This window comes from Mycobacterium simulans (assembly GCF_900232995.1).
Taxonomy (GTDB): Bacteria; Actinomycetota; Actinomycetes; order Mycobacteriales; family Mycobacteriaceae; genus Mycobacterium; species Mycobacterium simulans.
This window is the reverse complement of the sequence record NZ_OCVX01000003.1, coordinates 1,163,254-1,181,479: the sequence shown is the minus strand read 5'-3', so window position 1 is coordinate 1,181,479 and position 18,226 is coordinate 1,163,254. Positions and strand designations below refer to the sequence as shown.

The 18,226-nt window shown below is 64.6% G+C and carries 16 protein-coding genes; 5 read left to right on the top strand and 11 right to left on the bottom strand.

The window, feature by feature from the left end; all coding sequences use genetic code 11:
* Positions 1 to 302: 302 nt before the first annotated feature.
* From MSIMFI_RS06065 to MSIMFI_RS06055, 3 genes are all read right to left on the bottom strand, one after another.
* Positions 303 to 1,346: a bile acid:sodium symporter family protein gene (locus MSIMFI_RS06065; RefSeq protein ID WP_224770098.1), complete on the bottom strand. Its 1,044-nt coding sequence runs from the start codon at positions 1,344 to 1,346 to the stop codon at positions 303 to 305.
* 16 nt (positions 1,347 to 1,362) lie between these two features.
* The gene (locus MSIMFI_RS06060) at positions 1,363 to 1,713 is read right to left on the bottom strand and encodes a hypothetical protein (RefSeq protein ID WP_191496523.1); all 351 of its coding nucleotides are present in this window, start codon (positions 1,711 to 1,713) and stop codon (positions 1,363 to 1,365) included.
* Between the two features lie 61 nt (positions 1,714 to 1,774).
* Positions 1,775 to 2,848: an LpqN/LpqT family lipoprotein gene (locus tag MSIMFI_RS06055; protein WP_191496522.1), complete on the bottom strand. Its 1,074-nt coding sequence runs from the start codon at positions 2,846 to 2,848 to the stop codon at positions 1,775 to 1,777.
* Between the two features lie 197 nt (positions 2,849 to 3,045).
* Here MSIMFI_RS06055 and leuS point away from each other — a divergent pair, with 197 nt between their 5' ends.
* Positions 3,046 to 5,958, top strand: a complete 2,913-nt coding sequence (gene leuS / locus MSIMFI_RS06050) for a leucine--tRNA ligase (RefSeq protein ID WP_191496521.1) — start codon at positions 3,046 to 3,048, stop codon at positions 5,956 to 5,958.
* Here leuS and MSIMFI_RS06045 read toward each other — a convergent pair.
* The 8 genes from MSIMFI_RS06045 to MSIMFI_RS06010 form a co-directional block, all read right to left on the bottom strand.
* Entirely contained in the window at positions 5,947 to 6,627 is a 681-nt protein-coding gene (locus MSIMFI_RS06045) for an SDR family oxidoreductase (RefSeq protein ID WP_191496520.1), read from the bottom strand. The two genes, leuS and MSIMFI_RS06045, sit on opposite strands and share 12 nt — an antisense overlap.
* Positions 6,628 to 6,647: 20 nt before the next feature.
* Entirely contained in the window at positions 6,648 to 7,157 is a 510-nt protein-coding gene (locus tag MSIMFI_RS06040; protein WP_191496519.1) for a MarR family winged helix-turn-helix transcriptional regulator, read from the bottom strand.
* A gap of 138 nt (positions 7,158 to 7,295) precedes the next feature.
* The gene (locus MSIMFI_RS06035; protein ID WP_191496518.1) at positions 7,296 to 8,048 is read right to left on the bottom strand and encodes a GntR family transcriptional regulator; all 753 of its coding nucleotides are present in this window, start codon (positions 8,046 to 8,048) and stop codon (positions 7,296 to 7,298) included.
* Positions 8,049 to 8,178: 130 nt separating this feature from the next.
* Positions 8,179 to 8,964, bottom strand: coding sequence for an LLM class F420-dependent oxidoreductase (locus tag MSIMFI_RS06030; protein WP_186245432.1), 786 nt, complete (start codon positions 8,962 to 8,964; stop codon positions 8,179 to 8,181).
* A 15-nt stretch (positions 8,965 to 8,979) separates the two neighbouring features.
* Positions 8,980 to 9,873, bottom strand: a complete 894-nt coding sequence (locus MSIMFI_RS06025; protein ID WP_224770236.1) for an alpha/beta fold hydrolase — start codon at positions 9,871 to 9,873, stop codon at positions 8,980 to 8,982.
* Between the two features lie 42 nt (positions 9,874 to 9,915).
* On the bottom strand, positions 9,916 to 11,025 hold the full coding sequence (locus tag MSIMFI_RS06020; RefSeq protein ID WP_186245430.1) for an inositol-3-phosphate synthase: 1,110 nt from the start codon (positions 11,023 to 11,025) through the stop codon (positions 9,916 to 9,918).
* Positions 11,026 to 11,087: 62 nt separating this feature from the next.
* Entirely contained in the window at positions 11,088 to 11,627 is a 540-nt protein-coding gene (locus MSIMFI_RS06015; RefSeq protein WP_191496517.1) for a PadR family transcriptional regulator, read from the bottom strand.
* A gap of 167 nt (positions 11,628 to 11,794) precedes the next feature.
* Positions 11,795 to 12,640, bottom strand: a complete 846-nt coding sequence (locus tag MSIMFI_RS06010) for a DUF1707 SHOCT-like domain-containing protein (protein ID WP_224770097.1) — start codon at positions 12,638 to 12,640, stop codon at positions 11,795 to 11,797.
* Positions 12,641 to 12,754: 114 nt separating this feature from the next.
* On the opposite strand from MSIMFI_RS06010, the gene MSIMFI_RS06005 reads away from it, so the two are divergent.
* The 4 genes from MSIMFI_RS06005 to MSIMFI_RS05990 are packed head-to-tail and all read left to right on the top strand — an operon-like array spanning position 12,755 to position 17,928.
* Positions 12,755 to 13,210 carry a DUF5318 family protein gene (locus tag MSIMFI_RS06005; RefSeq protein WP_191496516.1) on the top strand — a complete coding sequence of 152 codons (456 nt, stop codon included), beginning with the start codon at positions 12,755 to 12,757 and terminating at the stop codon, positions 13,208 to 13,210.
* Positions 13,203 to 15,671, top strand: coding sequence for a transglycosylase domain-containing protein (locus MSIMFI_RS06000; protein ID WP_191496515.1), 2,469 nt, complete (start codon positions 13,203 to 13,205; stop codon positions 15,669 to 15,671). The genes MSIMFI_RS06005 and MSIMFI_RS06000 overlap by 8 nt, the downstream gene beginning before the upstream one ends.
* A complete protein-coding gene (locus MSIMFI_RS05995; protein ID WP_191496514.1) occupies positions 15,668 to 17,290 on the top strand; it encodes a glycosyltransferase family 87 protein in 1,623 nt (540 codons plus the stop codon). The genes MSIMFI_RS06000 and MSIMFI_RS05995 overlap by 4 nt, the downstream gene beginning before the upstream one ends.
* Positions 17,290 to 17,928, top strand: coding sequence for a DJ-1/PfpI family protein (locus MSIMFI_RS05990; RefSeq protein WP_191496513.1), 639 nt, complete (start codon positions 17,290 to 17,292; stop codon positions 17,926 to 17,928). Before MSIMFI_RS05995 ends, MSIMFI_RS05990 begins: the two co-directional genes overlap by 1 nt.
* Positions 17,929 to 18,226: the final 298 nt, after the last annotated feature.

The following is an 18,226-nucleotide window of genomic DNA, read 5'->3' as shown; positions in this document are numbered from 1 at the left end:
TCCCCGAAAGGAAGACCTTCTTGCGACTTCCCCCCCTAGCCTAGCCCGCCATAAGATGCGCTTTGTACAAATACTTTACATCGTGCCAACCGAAAGGTCGGGCTATTGGTAATTGCCACGCATTTGATAGAACCGACCAATTCCGGCCGCGATAGACGTACTGATTGTCCTGATTGTCGATGAGCGATCGTGTGTGGGAGGCAAAGCTGGCGTACCGTCCACGGTTCTCGGCGGACCAGGGCGCACCGGCGTGCCGGGGATTGCGTAGGGCTGTTGCGCCTGCACCAACTTGCGGATCGGCGTCAGCCGGAATTGACGCACTCCCCTGGTTCGTCGGGTTCCTGCATCGCGGCCGCCCTCGCCGCACCGGGCTCGTCGGCCGCCTCCCGGGCCAACCTGCTGGCGATCATCGAGCAGACGACCAATTGGATCTGGTGAAAGAGCATCAGCGGCAACATGATCAACCCGACCGTGGCGGCGTCGAAGAACACCCACGCCATCGGAAGCCCCGCTGCCAGGCTCTTTTTCGAACCGCAGAACAGCAGCACGATCGCATCGCCGCGGTCGAGCCGAGCCAGCCGCCCGACCAGTGTGGTGTAGGTCAGCACCACCGCGAGCAACAAGAGGGCGAGAACCGCGACTGAGACCAGGTGCCACGGGTCGACGCTGACCCAAATTCCTTCGACCACCCCCATCGAGAACGCGGTGTACACCACCAGCATGATGGCCACGCGGTCGGCTACCTGGATCAGCGTCGCACGGTTGAGGATGACCGGCGCGAGCCATGGCCGGACGAGCTGGCCCAGCCCGAACGGCAGCAACAACTGCAGCACCAGTTCGATGATCGCGTCGCTACTGACGCGGAAGCCGGCGCCGGTCTTCATCAGCAGCACCACCAGAAGTGGGGTGAGAAACAGACCGACGAGGCTGGACAGCGACGCGCTGACCATCGCGGCCGAGACGTGGCCGCGCGCTATTGACGTAAATGCGACAGAGGTCTGCATCGTCGACGAGACGAGACACAAGAACAGCATCCCGTTGTACAGGTCGGTGGTGAGCAGTGACGGCACGAGCACCCGAGTGGCCAACCCAAGCAGCGGGAAAATCACAAAGGTGGTGGCCAGCACCAACAGGTGCAGGCGCCACTGGCGCATACCGTGCCAGGCTTGCTGCGGCGACAACCGGACGCCATAGAGGAAGAAGAGCAACGCGATGGCCGCTCTGGCCGCGACCGCCATCGCGTCCGCGGCGCTACCGCGAGCCGGCAGCAGGGCGGCGATGGCCACCGCCGCGGCCAACGCCAACAGCAGCGAATCGACCCGGATTGCTCTCAGCCGCGTTAACACGACGAAGCGCGGTTTCTCAGTGGCAGGACAGGTTGCAGGTCGCGCAGGCGCCGTCGCAGCTGGCTGCCTTCGTGCTTGCCGTCTCACGGCGCAGCGCGTATCGCGCGCTCTGCCAAGAGCCGGTAGCGAGTGTGCCGAGTGCACCGGCAACACAGACGATCACCACCACCAAGGCAGTGTGCGGGGAGGCGGCCAGAGCCACCACTCCCCCGGCGCCCAGCATTATCGCGGCGGCCAGCTGGGTGGGCGCCATCGCGCGCAGCGCCAGCTGGGTCGCGTCCGGGGTGGGTTCCTGGGCTAGCGACGAGACGCCGAACATCGCCGAGACGACAGCCGCGCACACGCACAGCACGCCCGCGATAAACATGCGCTCACAATACGAGCTCATCGCTGACCTCGCTTGCTCGGCTCCACAGGCGGGTGGCGGGTTAGCGCCCCGGGACGGGCGTCACGGTGGTCAGTGGCGGACGGTTAGGCGTCAGGATGGTCTGCGGCGACGGTGCGGGGGCCAAGCTGGGCACGGGAGTGAGGTTGGTCGACGGCTGCTGTCCGGGGACGGCAAGGGGTGCCGGATGACTCGGCGCGGCAGGCGCCTGGGCGGCCACCGTCGGTACCGCTATCCGCGCAGGCGCCTGGGCGGCCGCCGTTGGTGCTGTCGGTGCGGCCACCCGGAAGCCATTGATGATGGCGTCGGTGGCCGGGGCATCGGCAACCGCCTGGGACGCAGCGGTGGTCACCGACAACGACACCAGGTACTTGTCGGGTCCTGAGCTGGCGATGACGTGGCGCCGCGAAGTGTTGAGTGTCATGTCGTTTTCGCGGTAAGTGCCCTCGATGACTGACGACGGGAAGCTGCCGAGGTTGGCCATTGAAGCGTTGGTCGTCTGCCAGGCGAGCAGTTGCTGGCTGTCGACGTAGCCGTGGGTGATGGCCTCGGCGGGATCGAAGTCACCGACCAGCTTGTACACGACCACCTGCGCGTTCGATGTGTAGATGCTGGTGCCGCCGACCCTGTCGGCGATCACGGCGAACGCGTCGGGCACGTTGGGGTCGGGCACATGCGTCCAGCGAGGGGGCATCGGCAACGTGATGTCGAGCGCCTTGAATCCCTGGGGCCGCTGGGCCTCGAGCTTGACTCCTTTCGCGTGGAGGTAATCCCGCAGCGTCCCGGTGATGGCCGGTGTCATCGTGGGTGGCATCGGCGCCGCCGCGGGCGCGGTCCCGATGGCCGCGGGTGCAAGCGGCGACGCGGCCGGCGCGGGCGCCGGTGCCTGCGCCGGTGCCGGGGCGAACCTGTTGGTATTGACGCCTCCGGGGACCGCCGTGAGGTTCTGGACCGGCGGTGCCACCATCTGCGCGCTTGGGGTAGGGGCGGGTGGCAATGGAGGCAATGGAAACCCAGGATCTGCCGATGCTCTACCGCCCGCAATGATCATGACGCCGACGAAACCGGCGGCCATGCCCCCGGCGAACACCCGCCAGGTACGCGCGATGTGAATCATTTTCGTCGGTACCTCCACATAACTCGGGCGTCACTGCCCGCCATAGTGGGTGAATGTAACTAGTGCTCAAAGGCGCCGAACAGGCTTGAAATAGACCTGGGATGAACCTCTGATCGGTGCGCAACCCAACCGATACCAACCCGTGGCCGGCGGATTGGCCCCGGCCGTTGCAGGGCCGCCCTTATACCCTGTTGGGCGTGACCGAATCGCCGACCGCACCACCTGACGGCACGTCGGGTGTCATGTCCGGTCTTCAAGACGCGGACTCCGACGCGCCGCGATACCGCTACACCGCCGAGCTTGCGGCCAAGGTGGAACGCACCTGGCAGGACAATTGGGCCCGGTCGGGAACATTCAACGTGCCAAACCCGGTCGGATCGCTGGCCCCGACGGATGGTCGCACGGTGCCCGACGACAAGCTCTTCGTGCAGGACATGTTCCCCTATCCTTCCGGCGAGGGGCTGCACGTCGGCCATCCGCTGGGCTACATCGCCACCGACGTCTACGCCCGGTACCACCGGATGATCGGCCGGAACGTGTTGCACGCACTGGGGTTCGACGCCTTCGGGCTCCCGGCTGAGCAATATGCGGTGCAGACCGGCACGCACCCGCGTACCAGGACCGAGGCAAATATCGTGAACTTTCGCCGCCAGCTGGGCCGGCTGGGCTTCGGCCACGACAGCAGGCGGAGCTTCTCGACTACCGATGTCGAGTTTTACAAGTGGACGCAGTGGATCTTTCTGCAGATCTACAACGGCTGGTTCGACACCACGGCCAACAAAGCCCGCCCGATCTCCGAGTTGATCGCCGAATTCGAATCCGGCACAAGGCGTCTTGAAGATGGACGGGAATGGGTCCAGCTGTCGGCGGGGGAGCGGGCCGACGTGATCGACCGGTTCCGGCTGGTCTACCGCGCGGACTCGATGGTGAATTGGTGTCCGGGGTTGGGCACTGTGCTGGCAAACGAAGAGGTCACCGCCGACGGCCGCAGCGATCGAGGCAACTTTCCGGTATTCCGAAAGCGGTTGCGGCAGTGGATGATGCGGATCACCGCCTACGCCGACCGGCTGCTCGACGACCTCGATGTGCTGGACTGGCCCGATCAGGTCAAGACCATGCAGCGCAACTGGATCGGTCGCTCGACCGGGGCATCGGCGTTATTTTCGGCGACCACTGTCAAGGGTTGCACGGTCGACCTCGAAGTGTTCACCACCCGGCCCGACACCTTATTTGGCGCCACGTATCTGGTGCTGGCCCCCGAGCACGACATGGTTGACGACCTGGTCGCCGCGACTTGGCCGGACGGCGTCAACCCCTCATGGACGTACGGCGGCGCCAACCCCGCCGAGGCCGTCGGCGCGTACCGCCGTGCAATCTCGGCCAAATCGGACCTGGAGCGCCAGGAGAGCAGGGAGAAGACCGGCGTTTTTCTGGGCAACTACGCCACCAATCCGGCCAACGGCGAACCGGTTCCGATCTTCATCGCCGACTACGTGCTGGCCGGCTACGGCACCGGGGCGATCATGGCTGTCCCGGGACATGACCAACGGGACTGGGACTTCGCCCGGGCGTTGGGTCTGCCGATCGTCGAAGTCATTGCCGGCGGTGACATTTCGGAGGCGGCATACGTGGGCGACGGCATCCTGGTGAACTCCGGTTACCTCGATGGCATGGACGTCGGTGCGGCCAAGGAAGCCATCACCGCTCGATTGGAATCCGAGGGCCGGGGGCGGGCTCGGATCGAATACAAGTTGCGTGACTGGCTTTTCGCGCGGCAGCGGTATTGGGGTGAACCGTTCCCGATCGTCTACGACAGCGACGGACGCGCGCATGCACTCGACGAGGCCGCGTTACCAGTCGAGCTGCCCGATGTGCGTGACTATTCGCCAGTGTTGTTCGACCCCGACGACGCCGATAGCGAGCCGTCACCGCCGTTGGCCAAGGCGACTGACTGGGTGCATGTCGAGTTGGATCTCGGCGACGGCCTAAAACCTTACAGCCGTGACACCAACGTGATGCCGCAATGGGCCGCCAGCTCTTGGTACGAACTGCGCTACACCGACCCGGACAACTCAGAGCGGTTCTGCGCCAAGGAAAACGAGGCCTACTGGATGGGTCCGCGGCCCGCCGAACACGGCCCCGATGACCCGGGCGGCGTCGACCTCTACGTCGGCGGCGCCGAACATGCGGTGCTGCATCTGCTGTATTGCCGGTTTTGGCACAAGGTCTTGTACGACCTCGGTCACGTCAGCTCACGTGAGCCTTACCGCCGGCTGGTTAACCAAGGCTATATTCAGGCGTTCGCCTACACCGACTCCCGCGGTTCCTATGTGCCGGCCGAGAAAGTGATCGAGCGCGACGGCGGGTTTGTCTATCCGGGACCTGACGGCGAGATCGAGGTATTTCAGGAATTCGGCAAAATCGGTAAGAGCTTGAAGAATTCGGTGTCGCCCGACGAGATCTGCGACAAATACGGAGCAGACACGCTCCGGGTGTACGAGATGTCGATGGGACCGTTGGAGGCCTCACGTCCCTGGGCAACAAAAGATGTCGTGGGCGCGCATCGCTTCCTGCAACGGGTGTGGCGACTGGTGGTCGACGAGGCCACCGGCGAAACGCGGGTGAGCGACGAACAACTGGATACGGATACGCTGCGCGCATTGCACCGCACCATCGCTGGAGTAACCGAAGACTATGCGGCACTACGCAATAACACCGCGACTGCCAAGCTCATCGAGTACACCAACCATCTCACCAAGCAGCATCGCGGCTCGGTGCCCCGGGCCGCGGTTGAGCCGCTTGTGTTGATGTTGGCACCGTTAGCCCCGCACCTAGCCGAGGAGTTGTGGCTGCGGCTGGGCAACACCACCTCGTTGGCGCATGGTCCCTTCCCACAGGGCGATCCCAGGTACCTCGTTGACGCCACGGTTGAATACCCAGTTCAGGTGAACGGTAAGGTGCGTGGCCGGGTGGTGGTTGCCGCCGACGCGGACGATGAGGTAGTGAAAGCTGCTGCCCTGGAAGACGAAAAGGTGCAGGCGTTCTTGTCCGGTGCCACCCCGCGCAAGGTGATTGTCGTCGCCGGCCGGCTGGTTAACCTAGTTGTTTAGAGGCGGTTTAGGCCTGATGACCACCTCATGCACCTGGCCGTCGGGAGGGGTGGCTACCACGTTGGCGACGACCTCGGCGACGGTTTCGGGCCGCAGGAACTTGGCGGGGTCGTAGTCGCCACCCTCGAAAGCCACGAGTTCACGCTGCATGTCGGTATCGACACGCCCCGGATGGATCGATGTCACTCGCAGCGCCGGCTCGTCCTGGCGCAGCGTATCGGCGATCGCGCGCAGTGCGAACTTGCTGGCTGAATAGGACGCCATGCCCGGCGAAACATTGTGGCCCGACCCGGAGTTGATGAGCACGACCTGACCGCGAGCCCGCCGCAGCGCTGGCAACAGCGCCAACGTAAGAGCCACCGCGCCAAAGACATTGACGTCGAACGTAGCCCGCCATTCGTCGACGTGTGAGTCGGCGAAGCGGCCGGGGATGGACACCCCGGCGTTGTGTACCAGCACGTCGAGTTCGTCGACGACTTCGCAGGCGGCTGCGATCGAGTCGGTGTCGGTCAGGTCCAGCGGAAACGTTGTGGAGCCCAGCCGGTCTGCGACGGCGTCCAGCCGGGCGGAGGGGCGTCCGGCCAATAGCAGGGTATGCGTCGGCGCCAGGGCGGTGGCGATAGCAGAGCCGATGCCGCCGCTGGCGCCGGTGATAAGTGCGGTTGGCATAACGTCAGATCAGTTGGGGGTCAAACACTTTCATGCTTGCCTGCGTGCAGGGGTCCCGCACCGCTATTTGCCGGTTCGCCGAGGGCGAGGCGGTCCAGCGGCGCCAACGCTTTCATCAGGGTGTCCAGATCGGACTGGGGGAGTTGGCTGAGCATCGCGGCCAGAGCGGCGTGCCGGTTGGCCAGCGATTCGGCATGAACCGCCCGCCCTTGGGGCGTGATGTCCACCAACACCGCCCGCAGATCGGATGGATCGCGTGAGCGTTTCACCAGCCCGATTTTTTCCAGCCGGCGGATCGCCACGGTGGTGGTAGGGGTCCGCACGCGTTCATGCGCCGCCAGGTCCGTCATCCGGATGGGACCGCGATCGAGCAAGGTGACCAAAATCGACAGTTGCGCCAGCGTCAATTCCCCGGCAACCGCACCATTCGGATCGCCACGTCGCAGTATCGCGAACAGCTTGGACAGCGCACGATGCAGCCCCTCCGCCAGCTCCGTTACCTCCGGCGCAATGGATTCGCTGTCCGCCATAAGTCGGCAGTCTAACCCGACGGACGGGTAGCGGAAGACTTTGCCCGAAGACAACGTTCGATGTCGAACCGGCAAAGCCTAGTACGTGGGTGACGACTGGTGAATGTGTTTGGCCGCCAATAAATCTTGTGGACCTGTTCAGAACACGATCGCCGACGGTTCGCGAGTTTCCGACTCTGGATGCGGAATCTGTGTGCTCAAGGTGTGTACCTCAAGAGAGCCGGAACACGCGCCATCGGCTGGGGCGAACACTCGACGCCGAAACAATTCGGTCAGCATGGTCTGGGCCATCAGGTTGGCGCGACCAATACAGGCGGCCCGCGCGGCGTCGGGGTCGCGCCGGTGGATTGCGGAGTTTTCCTCTTCGTAGAACGGCAGCATGTCGTCGCGGCTGTTTTGGTAAGTCATCCAGAACGTGCGGGGGATTAGGTTTTGCGACGCGCGGATGGTGGCATGCAGCCGCGGTCCGGCGTACTCGTCGTTGACCGTGCGTCGGTATTCCCACGCGATCTCGGAGAAATGCCGGGGTTCCTTGGCAGTGCGCAGCGATCGCATAAGGGCGTCGAGCTCCCCCAGGATCCGCGGCGTGGGATTGGCCGCCGCGCGCGCGGAGGCGATGCCGTTGAGCAGGCCGTCGAGTTCGTGGTGCTCGAGGACGGTGGCTTCGTCGAAACGCTCGACGAACGCTCCCCGGTGATAGCGAGTCGAAACGATGCCGTCGTGTTCGAGTTGAACAAGCGCTTCTTGTATAGGGACACGGCTAACACCCAGTCCCTGCGCGATTTCGTTGCGGTCGACACGGTCGCCGCTGCGCAATTTGCCAGTCAGGACCAGGTTGAGTATGTGCGAAACAACCTGGTCCTTTTCTTTGATCCCATATTTCTTCGGCATCGATGTTTTTGAGTCTCTTTTCAGCCCCCGATAGGCCATCAGCGCTGGCAAGTTTCTCATGACTGGGGGCCTGCGTTGCGATGTTTCGCAGATGAAGCGCAGACAAACTCCCCTTTGGGCGAAACTGCACTCAAAGTTGATCGCGCCACCGGCACAGCGCTGCGGCTGCGCTGAGGTCGTAATCCGGGCCATCGCAGCCGACGGTCAGTACCGTGACGCCGAGGCCGGTGAGGGCTTCAGCGCTAGCAATCAGGCCACTGCCTCCCTGGACTGCGGCCGAGCGTTCGATGGTGGCCGGGTCCCGGCCGACGTCCTCGCAATGCCGGCCGAGCACCGCGGATTTCGCCGGGAACTCGTCAGCCGAAGTGAAGCTGTGCCACATGTCGGCGTGCTCGGCGACCAGCCGCAAGGTCTTGCGTTCGCCACCGCCGCCGATCAGCACCGGGATGTCCCGAGTCGGCGGCGGGTTCAGTTTGGCCAGTCGCGACTTGACGCGGGGAAGTGCGGCCGCGAGGTCGTCGAGGCGGCTGCCTGCGGTGCCGAAGTCGTAGCCGTACTCGTAGTAGTCCTTGTCTTTCCAGCCCGATCCGATGCCCAGGATCAGCCGGCCATCGGAAATGTGGTCGACGGTACGGGCCATGTCGGCCAGCAGCTCCGGATTGCGGTAGGAGTTGCAGCTCACCAGGGCGCCGATCTGGATCCGCGAGGTCTGTTCGGCCCACGCCCCGAGCATGGTCCAGCATTCGAAATGTGGACCGTCGGGATCGCCGTAGAGGGGAAAGAAGTGGTCCCAGTTGAAGGCGATGTCCACACCGATGTCTTCACAACGGCGAACCGCATCCCGGATCTGGCCGTAGTGCGGGGCGTGTTGCGGCTGCAGTTGAACGCCGATACGGATTGGGAGGTCAGGAGTCATAGGACCACCGTAGGCTCAGCGTGCGTCGATCACCCCGCGCACGATCTCGATCAACGCGCGCGGTTGGTCACTTTGCACCGAGTGGCCCGAATTCTCGACGACGAGCGCGCCGCGGAAGTGCGTTGCGCGCCGGCTGAGTTCGGCGACGTCGTCGTCATTGACGAAGCCCGATGAGCCGCCGCGGACCAACGTGACGGGCGCCGATAACGTGTCGACGTCGTCCCACAAGCTCGCGAAGTCGGGGAAGGTGCGGATGGCGTCATAGCGCCACGCCCAGTTGCCGTTGTCGAGTCGACGAGAGTTGTGGAACACCCCGCGCCGCAGCGCCTTCACCTCGCGGTGGGGCGCGGCAGCAATGGTCAGGTCCAGCATGGCCTGAAAGCTGGGGAACTCGCGCTCGCCGTGCATCAGCGCCACCGTGCCCCGTTGCTCCTGGGTCATCTCGGAGTGCCGCTGCAGCGCCGATGGGGTGACGTCGACGAGGACGAGTTCCCGCACCAGCTCGGGCGCGAGGGCGCCGAGGCGTATCGCGGTCAGCCCGCCGAGTGACATGCCGACGACGAATTCGGCGCGCGGTGCCAGTTCGCGCAGCGCCGGTGCCAGGGCGTCAGCGTTGTGCAGCGGCGAGTAGTCGCCGTCTTCCCGCCATGCGGAGTGACCGTGCCCGGGTAAGTCCACGGCCAGCGCCGGCTCACCGAGGCCGACGATCACCGTGTCCCAGGTATGTGCATTCTGGCCACCACCGTGCAGGAAGATCACCCGCGGCGCGGGCCCACCCCAGCGCAGTGCACTGACGGAGCCCGCTTCGACCCGCTCGACTTGAGGAAGCGGACCCGTCACGCCGGCCTGCTCGGCGTTCTCGGCCAGCAGATCGAACTCGGATAGTCCAGTCAGATCGTCGTCGGGAATCTGGGTCACGACCCCGACATTACGGCGCGAGTTAGGGCGTCCCTACGTGCCCGAGATGAACTCTTCGAGCTGCGCGCGCGCGATGTCGTCGGGCAGCTGCTCGGGCGGGCTCTTCATCAGGTAGGCCGACGCCGGAAGCACCGGTCCGCCGATGCCGCGGTCCTTGGCGATTTTGGCTGCACGCACCGCGTCGATGATGATGCCGGCGGAGTTCGGCGAGTCCCACACCTCGAGCTTGTATTCCAGGTTCAGCGGCACGTCACCGAAGGCGCGGCCTTCCAGGCGCACGTAGGCCCACTTGCGGTCGTCGAGCCAGGCGACGTGGTCGGACGGGCCGATGTGGACGTTCTTGTCCTCGACCTTTCCGGCGAGCGAGCCGGTGAGGTTGGACGTGACGGCTTGGGTTTTGGAGACCTTCTTGGACTCCAGGCGCTCGCGCTCGAGCATGTTCTTGAAGTCCATGTTGCCGCCGACGTTCAGCTGGTAGGTGCGGTCCAGTGTGACGCCGCGGTCCTCGAACAGCTTGGCCATCACGCGGTGAGTGATGGTCGCGCCCACCTGGCTCTTGATGTCGTCGCCGATGATCGGCACGCCGGCATCCTTGAACTTCTTGGCCCATACCGGGTCGGAGGCGATGAATACGGGCAGCGCGTTCACGAACGCCACCCCGGCGTCGATGGCGCACTGGGCGTAGAACTTGTCGGCCTCCTCCGAGCCCACCGGCAGGTAGGAAACCAGCACGTCGACCTTGTTGTCCCTGAGGACCTGCACGACGTCGACTGGCTCGTCATCGGACAACTCAATGGTGTCGGCGTAATACTTGCCGATGCCGTCCAGCGTCGGGCCGCGCTGTACGACCACGTTGGTTGGCGGCACGTCGGCGATCTTGATGGTGTTGTTCTCCGAGGCGAAGATCGCGTCGGACAGGTCGAAGCCGACTTTCTTGGCGTCCACGTCGAACGCGGCCACGAATTTGACGTCGCGAACGTGGTACTGGCCGAAGCGCACGTGCATCAGGCCCGGCGCCGTCGAGGTGTCGTCGGCGTTGTAGTAGTACTCGACGCCCTGCACCAGCGAGGACGCGCAGTTACCGACGCCCACAATGGCGACCCTGACCTCTGTCGACGTCTGTGGCGCGTTGTGCTCACTCATTACGGCGTTCTCCTAACCTCATGACTTCTGGGGTGTTCTAGGTGTTCTGTGTCGTGCAGGGTTTACGTCTGTTCCGCGTGGGGCGCTGCCCGTTCCGCGGCGATGAGCTCGTTGAGCCACTTGACCTCGCGCTCGCTGGACTCGAGCCCAAGTTGATGCAGTTGGCGGGTGTAGCGGTCAAACGAATTGCTGGCCCGCGCGATCGCGTCACGCAGACCTTCCCGCCGTTCCTCGACCTGACGGCGACGGCCTTCGAGAATGCGCATCCGCGCCTCGGCCGGAGTGCGGTTGAAAAACGCCAGGTGCACCCCGAAACCGTCGTCGGTGTAGTTGTGCGGGCCGGTGTCGGCGACCAGCTCACCAAAGCGCCGGCGGCCCTCGTCGGTCAGCTGGTAAACCCGCCGGGCGCGCCGCACCGGAGTTCCCGCAGGGGCGGCATTCTCGGCGATCAAACCTTCGGCCTGCATGCGCCGCAGCGCGGGATACAACGAACCGTACGAAAATGCCCGGAAGGCGCCGAGCAAACCCGTCAGCCGCTTGCGCAACTCGTAACCATGCATCGGCGATTCGATCAGGAGACCTAGGATGGCAAGCTCCAGCATCGAGTCACCTCCCTCTGCCTGGCTGGTTATATGAGTCGTTACGACGGTTCGACGCCTCGCGCCATCGTATCGCCTCGATATATTAGCGACAACACCACCTGGCGTTAGTGCGCTGTTAGTCACAGTTGCGGGAGTTGACCGGCGCCGGTCGATCTACACCGCAGAAGTTACGGGTAGTTCACCTGCTTGATGGTTCCGTCGCCCGCGAACTCGATGTAGCCGCTGCCGTAATCGCTGGAGACATACAGGGTCAGCGACACCGCTCCCGGCGTGGTCGGGTCGGTGGCCGGCTCGACGATCAGATAGGTGGACTTGACGTCGGGTTGCTTGATCCCGAGGGTTTCCGGGGCACCCCGCAGAATGCCCACGGCCGTCTTCACGTCGAATTTGCTCAGGTCTACCAAGACGCTGTCGACGCTGCTCTTGGCCGAACTGCTGGGATCGCCCCAGCCGCCGCGATAGGTGTAGTTCAAGACCCGGCGGTCGTCTTTGGGGTCCTGGCGGTCCAGCGACGCGTACTCGGGATAGATCACCAGCCGGTAGCCCATGACGTCGCCGAATCTTTTGCGGGTTTGTTCCAGCAGTCCGGTCAGTCCACCGAGGGACTGCAGCTGCTTCGGCGGGGTGAGCACCACCGCCGCGACGCCGTCGGGCTTGGCTCCGGGATCCGAGGTGAAGTCCAGCGGCGAACTGGTGTTGCCGTAGAGCCCCCAGCCAATGCCGACACCCAGCAGCACCGTCACGGCGAAGGCAGCGATCGTGATGCCCAACCCGGTGCGCTTCGCCCGCGTTTTGAGCGCGGGCATTTGCGCGGGAGCGCTCTCGGACTGCAAATCGGCTATCAGGTGTTGCAGCTCGCCCAGAGTCACGGCCTTGGTGGCCGCGCTGACGCGTTCGCGATGTTCTTCCATCGAGATCTCGCCGTCGCCCAGGGCGTTGTCGAGAATCCGGCACGCGTCTTGCCGGTCGCTGTCTTTTGCCCGCGTCGACGTCGTACCCGGCCATTTCGCCACGGGGAAGATCGTAGAAGTCCGGCGCGCAACGTGATCACCCAATACCCCAGTACACGCCCGACAACAACCTCGGTTGCGTATCGGTGGTGGGGAAGGGGACGTACTCTGGTCAGCGTGCGACTGCAGCGACAGGTGGTGGACTACGCGCTTCGGCGGCGGTCACTGCTGGCCGAGGTGTACTCGGGGCGCACAGGCGTGTCTGAGGTCTGTGACGCGAATCCCTATCTGCTGCGCGCCGCAAAGTTTCACGGGAAACAAAGCCAGGTGATTTGCCCGATCTGCCGTAAGGAGCAGCTCACCCTCGTGTCCTGGGTGTTCGGCGAGCACCTCGGGCCGGTGTCGGGTTCGGCGCGCACCGCCGAGGAGTTGGTCATGTTGGCGACCCGGTTCTCAGAGTTCGCCGTTCATGTGGTGGAGGTGTGCCGAACCTGCAGTTGGAATCATCTGGTCAAGTCCTACGTTTTGGGCGCGGCACGTCCAGTGCGTCCTCCTGGGGCCCCTACCGGCGCCCGTCCTAGGGGCACTCGCACGCGGACGGCGCGCAACGGCGCCCGCACTGCCAGTGAATAACGAAGGGCGCCACCAGCAGTCGTCCAGTGACACCCCAGGCGGGTCGACGGCTGACGACGTGGTCCAGCGTCGCCAGGTTCCCCCCGACGACAGGATGACCGCGATCATCCCGGCCGTGGACGATGACCGCGCACCCCGCCAGGTCGACCCCATCGAGGCCGTCAAGGCCGCTCTCGACAGTCCCGGATCGGCGCCGCCGCAGGAGCGCGACCCGCTCGACCAGGTCAAAGCTGCGCTGGACGCGCGGCCCTCCCGCCGCCATCGTCCCGGCGTCGGACGGCGACCACCGGGCGGGCCGCCGCCCGGGCCGCCCGGGCCGATTGGCTTCCGGAGCCCGCGACCGAGGCCGGACTGGACCCAGCAGATCAACTGGAAATGGGTTCGGCGCTCGCTAGTCCTGGCCGCGGCGGTGCTGATCCTGCTACCGATCGTCACCTTCACGATGGCCTACCTAATCGTCGACGTTCCCAAACCGGGTGACATCCGCACCAACCAGGTCTCCACAATCCTGGCCAGCGACGGCTCGGAGATCGCCAAAATCGTTCCACCCGAAGGCAACCGGGTGGATGTCAACCTCAACCAGGTGCCGGTACACGTGCGCCAGGCGGTTATCGCCGCAGAAGACCGCAACTTCTATTCCAACCCGGGCTTTTCGTTCAGCGGCTTCGCGCGGGCGGTGAAGAACAATCTTTTCGGCGGTGATCTGCAGGGCGGATCGACGATCACTCAGCAGTACGTCAAGAACGCGCTGGTCGGTTCCGCGCAGCACGGGTGGAGCGGAGTGCTGCGCAAGGCCAAGGAATTAGTCATCGCGACCAAGATGTCGGGGGAGTGGTCCAAAGACGATGTGCTGCAGGCATATCTGAACATCATCTACTTCGGTAGGGGCGCCTACGGCATTTCGGCGGCTTCCAAGGCCTACTTCGACAAACCCGTCGAGCAGCTCACCTTGTCCGAAGGGGCACTGTTGGCCGCGCTGATCCGGCGGCCATCCACGCTGGACCCGGCCGTGGATCCCGAAGGCGCGCTGGCCCGCTGGAATTGGGTGCTCGACGGGATGGTGGAGACCAAGGCGCTGTCTGCGAACGACCGTGCGGCACAGGTGTTTCCCAAGACCGTGCCCCCTGATCAGGCCCGCGCCCAAAACCAAACCAGCGGGCCCAACGGGCTGATCGAACGGCAGGTAACCAAGGAACTGCTCGAGCTGTTCAATATCGATGAGCAGACGCTGAACACCCAGGGGTTGCAAGTCACCACCACAATCGATCCCCAGGCGCAGGCGGCCGCCGAAAAGGCGGTGGCGAAGTACCTCGACGGGCAGGACCCGGACATGCGGGCTGCGGTCGTGTCCATCGACCCGCACAACGGAGCGGTGCGCGCCTACTACGGCGGATCCAATGCCAATGGCTTCGATTTCGCTCAAGCGGGGCTGCAGACCGGTTCGGCGTTTAAGGTGTTTGCTCTCGTGGCAGCGCTTGAGCAAGGGATCGGTCTGGGCTACCAGGTGGACAGCTCGCCGCTGACGGTCGACGGCATCAAGATCACCAACGTCGAGGGCGAGAGTTGCGGCACGTGCAATCTCGCCGAGGCGCTGAAGATGTCGCTGAACACCTCCTATTACCGGTTGATGCTCAAGCTCAAGGGTGGGCCACAGGCCGTTGCCGACGCCGCACATCAGGCCGGTGTCGCGGAAAGCTTCCCGGGCGTCTCGCACACGCTGTCCGAGGATGGCAAGGGTGGCCCGCCCAACAACGGGATCGTGTTAGGCCAGTACCAAACCCGGGTGATCGACATGGCATCGGCGTATGCCACGCTGGCCGCTTCCGGCATCTATCACCGGCCGCACTTCGTGCAAAAGGTGGTCAACGCCGAAGGGCAGGTCCTCTTCGATGCCGGCACCTCGAGCAGCGGCGGCGACCAGCGCATCCCCAAGGCCGTCGCCGACAACGTCACCGCGGCGATGCAGCCGATCGCCGGCTATTCGCGGGGCCACAACCTAGCCGGCGGGCGGCCGTCGGCCGCCAAGACCGGCACTACCCAGCTGGGCGACACCACCTCCAACAAGGACGCCTGGATGGTCGGGTATACCCCGTCGCTGTCAACTGCGGTGTGGGTGGGCACCGTCAAGGGCGATGAGCCACTGGAAACTGCCTCGGGCGCATCGGTTTACGGTTCGGGTCTGCCGTCGGACATCTGGAAGGCGACGATGGACGGCGCACTGAAGGGCACCCAGAGCGAGACGTTTCCCAAGCCCACCGAAATCGGTGGCTACGCGGGTGTGCCCGCGCCGCCGCCACCACCGCCGGCGCCACCATCGGAGACCGTAATCCAACCCACGGTGGAAATCGCGCCCGGCATCACCGTCCCGGTCGGCCCGCCCACCACCATCACTCTCGCGCCGCCGCCTCCGGGGGCGCCGTTGGTTCCGCCGTCCTCTGAAAACCCGACGCCGCCGCCGTGACCCGCGCACAGTCGCAGCGTGCCAGCACCTCGCCAGCACCGCTGGCAGCCGATCGGCGTAGCGCAGACAACCGTGATTGCCCAAGCCGCACCGACGTTTTGGGCTCAGCCCTGGCCGGTGTGATCGGCGGCCCGGTGGGCCGGCACGCGTTAATAGGTCGCACCCGGCTTCTGACCCCGCTGCGCGCGATGTTTGCGATCGCTTTGGTGTTCTTGGCGCTCGGATGGTCGACGAAGGCGGCCTGCCTGCAAAGCACCGGTACCGGACCGGGCGATCAGCGGGTGGCGAACTGGGATAACCAGCGCGCCTATTACGAGCTGTGCTACTCCGACACGGTGCCGCTGTATGGCGCGGAGTTGTTGAGCCAGGGCAAGTTTCCGTACAAGTCGAGCTGGATCGAGACCGACGGCAGCGGCACGCCGCAAACCCGCTACGACGGTCAGATCGCGGTGCGGTACATGGAGTATCCGGTGCTGACCGGGGTCTATCAGTACGTGTCGATGGCGGTGGCCAAGACCTACACCGCGTTGAGCAAGCTTGGTCTCTTACCGGTGGTCGCCGAGGTGGTGATGTTCTTTAACTTCGCCGCATTTGGGCTGGCGATGGCCTGGCTGGCCACCGTATGGGCGACCGCGGGCCTGGCGGGCCGGCGGGTCTGGGATGCGGCGCTGGTGGCCGCCTCTCCGCTGGTGATCTTTCAGATCTTCACCAACTTCGATGCGCTGGCAACGGCTTTCGCGATGGGTGGTCTGCTGGCGTGGGCGCGGCGCAAACCGGTGCTCGCGGGTGTGCTGCTCGGGCTAGGTGTCGCGGCCAAACTGTATCCGTTGTTGTTCCTTGGTCCGTTGCTTGTGCTGGGAATCCGGGCCGGGCGGGTACGTGACGTGGTCCGGACTACCGTGGCTACGGCGGTCACCTGGCTGCTGGTGAACTTGCCGGTGCTGGTGCTTTATCCGCGGGGCTGGTCGGAATTCTTCCGGTTGAACACCCGCCGCGGCGACGACATGGATTCGCTGTACAACGTCGTGAAGTCGTTCACCGGGTGGCGCGGGTTTGATCCCAGCCTGGGCTTCTGGGAACCACCGGTGGTGCTGAACGCCGTTGTGACGGTGTTGTTCGGATTATGTTGCGCGGCAATTGCTTACATCGCGTTCACCGCGCCGCAGCGGCCACGGCTGGCGCAGCTGACGTTTTTGGTGGTGGCAGCGTTTCTGTTGACCAACAAGGTATGGAGCCCGCAATTCTCGCTCTGGTTGGTACCGCTGGCCGTGCTTGCCCTGCCGCATCGCCGGATCCTGTTGGCGTGGATGACGATCGACGCGCTGGTATGGGTACCACGGATGTATTACCTGTACGGCAACCCGAACCGCTCGCTGCCGGAGCAATGGTTCACCACGACGGTGCTGCTGCGCGACATCGCGGTTATGATGTTATGCGCGTTGGTAATCCGCCAGATCTACCGTCCCAACGAGGATTTGGTGCGCTGGCAAGGCCGGGTCGACGATCCAGCGGGGGGAGTTTACGACCGCGCGCCGGACGCGGTGCCGGACTGGTTGCCGAACTGTTTGCGTCCGACCGCGCTGAGGCAGCGGGTCGCTACTGTCCTTCTGGAGGCTTGATGCAGGTCGCGATCCCGCTGTTCCCGCGCTTCACCGCTCTGGACGCAATCGGGCCCTATGAAGTCCTGCAACGCATTCCGTCGATGGACGTGGTGTTCGTCGGGCATCAGCGCGGCGAGGTACGCACCGAAAATGGCATGCTCGGCGTGACATGCGATGCCACCTTCGACGAAGTCGGCGCGCCGGATATCGTGGTGTTCCCCGGTGGCATTGGAACCCGCGTGCTCCTCGACGACGAAACCATCCGCGGCTGGCTGCAATCGGTGCATCCGCGAACCACATTCACCACGTCGGTGTGTACCGGTGCGCTATTGCTCGGCGCCGCAAGACTTCTCGATGGGCTCACCGCGACGACGCATTGGCGGGCCGCCGACGAGCTCAACCGACTGGGTGCGCGGTATGTGCCGGACCGTGTCGTCGAGCATCTCCCGCAACGAATCATCACCGCCGCCGGGGTGTCCAGCGGCATCGATATGGCCTTGCGGCTGGTTGAGTTATTGGTCGATAGAGAGGCCGCGCAGGCTGCTCAGCTGCTCATTGAATACGACCCGCAGCCGCCGTTCGACTCGGGCGCGCTTGCCAAGGCCGACGCGGCGACAAAGGCCCGGGCCGCCGAATTCCTGCAATCTCGCAAATGACCGCTGGGAGCGCCATCAGTACGAAACTGTTGCTCACAGCGCCTCTGCCACATGAGCGGCGGTGACCGCGTGGGCTGTACTGGCGAGTTCGTCGTCGAAGAAGGCCCTTACCTTCTCGATAGGCATCAAACCGCGGCAGTAGCTATTTCTCAAGTGGGCAGATCCGGGTGATTCATACTATTTGCGGACCCCGCAGGAGTGTAGTTAGCAGTAACTAAAGTGTCAGATGAGGAGCTAGCTCGTGGAGCATGGTGGTGGTGCTGCCCTCGGGTTTGTTGGTGGGTCGGCGGGGTGTGGG

Bases quoted from the DNA above. Each gene is read 5' to 3' on its own strand.
- MSIMFI_RS06060 (WP_191496523.1), bottom strand. From the start codon at position 1,713: ATGTTTATCGCGGGCGTGCTGTGCGTGTGCGCGGCTGTCGTCTCGGCG.
- MSIMFI_RS06055 (WP_191496522.1), bottom strand. From the start codon at position 2,848: ATGATTCACATCGCGCGTACCTGGCGGGTGTTCGCCGGGGGCATGGCC.
- MSIMFI_RS06045 (WP_191496520.1), bottom strand. From the start codon at position 6,627: ATGCCAACCGCACTTATCACCGGCGCCAGCGGCGGCATCGGCTCTGCT.
- MSIMFI_RS06040 (WP_191496519.1), bottom strand. From the start codon at position 7,157: ATGGCGGACAGCGAATCCATTGCGCCGGAGGTAACGGAGCTGGCGGAG.
- MSIMFI_RS06035 (WP_191496518.1), bottom strand. From the start codon at position 8,048: ATGCCGAAGAAATATGGGATCAAAGAAAAGGACCAGGTTGTTTCGCAC.
- MSIMFI_RS06030 (WP_186245432.1), bottom strand. From the start codon at position 8,964: ATGACTCCTGACCTCCCAATCCGTATCGGCGTTCAACTGCAGCCGCAA.
- MSIMFI_RS06020 (WP_186245430.1), bottom strand. From the start codon at position 11,025: ATGAGTGAGCACAACGCGCCACAGACGTCGACAGAGGTCAGGGTCGCC.
- MSIMFI_RS06015 (WP_191496517.1), bottom strand. From the start codon at position 11,627: ATGCTGGAGCTTGCCATCCTAGGTCTCCTGATCGAATCGCCGATGCAT.
- MSIMFI_RS05990 (WP_191496513.1), top strand. From the start codon at position 17,290: ATGCAGGTCGCGATCCCGCTGTTCCCGCGCTTCACCGCTCTGGACGCA.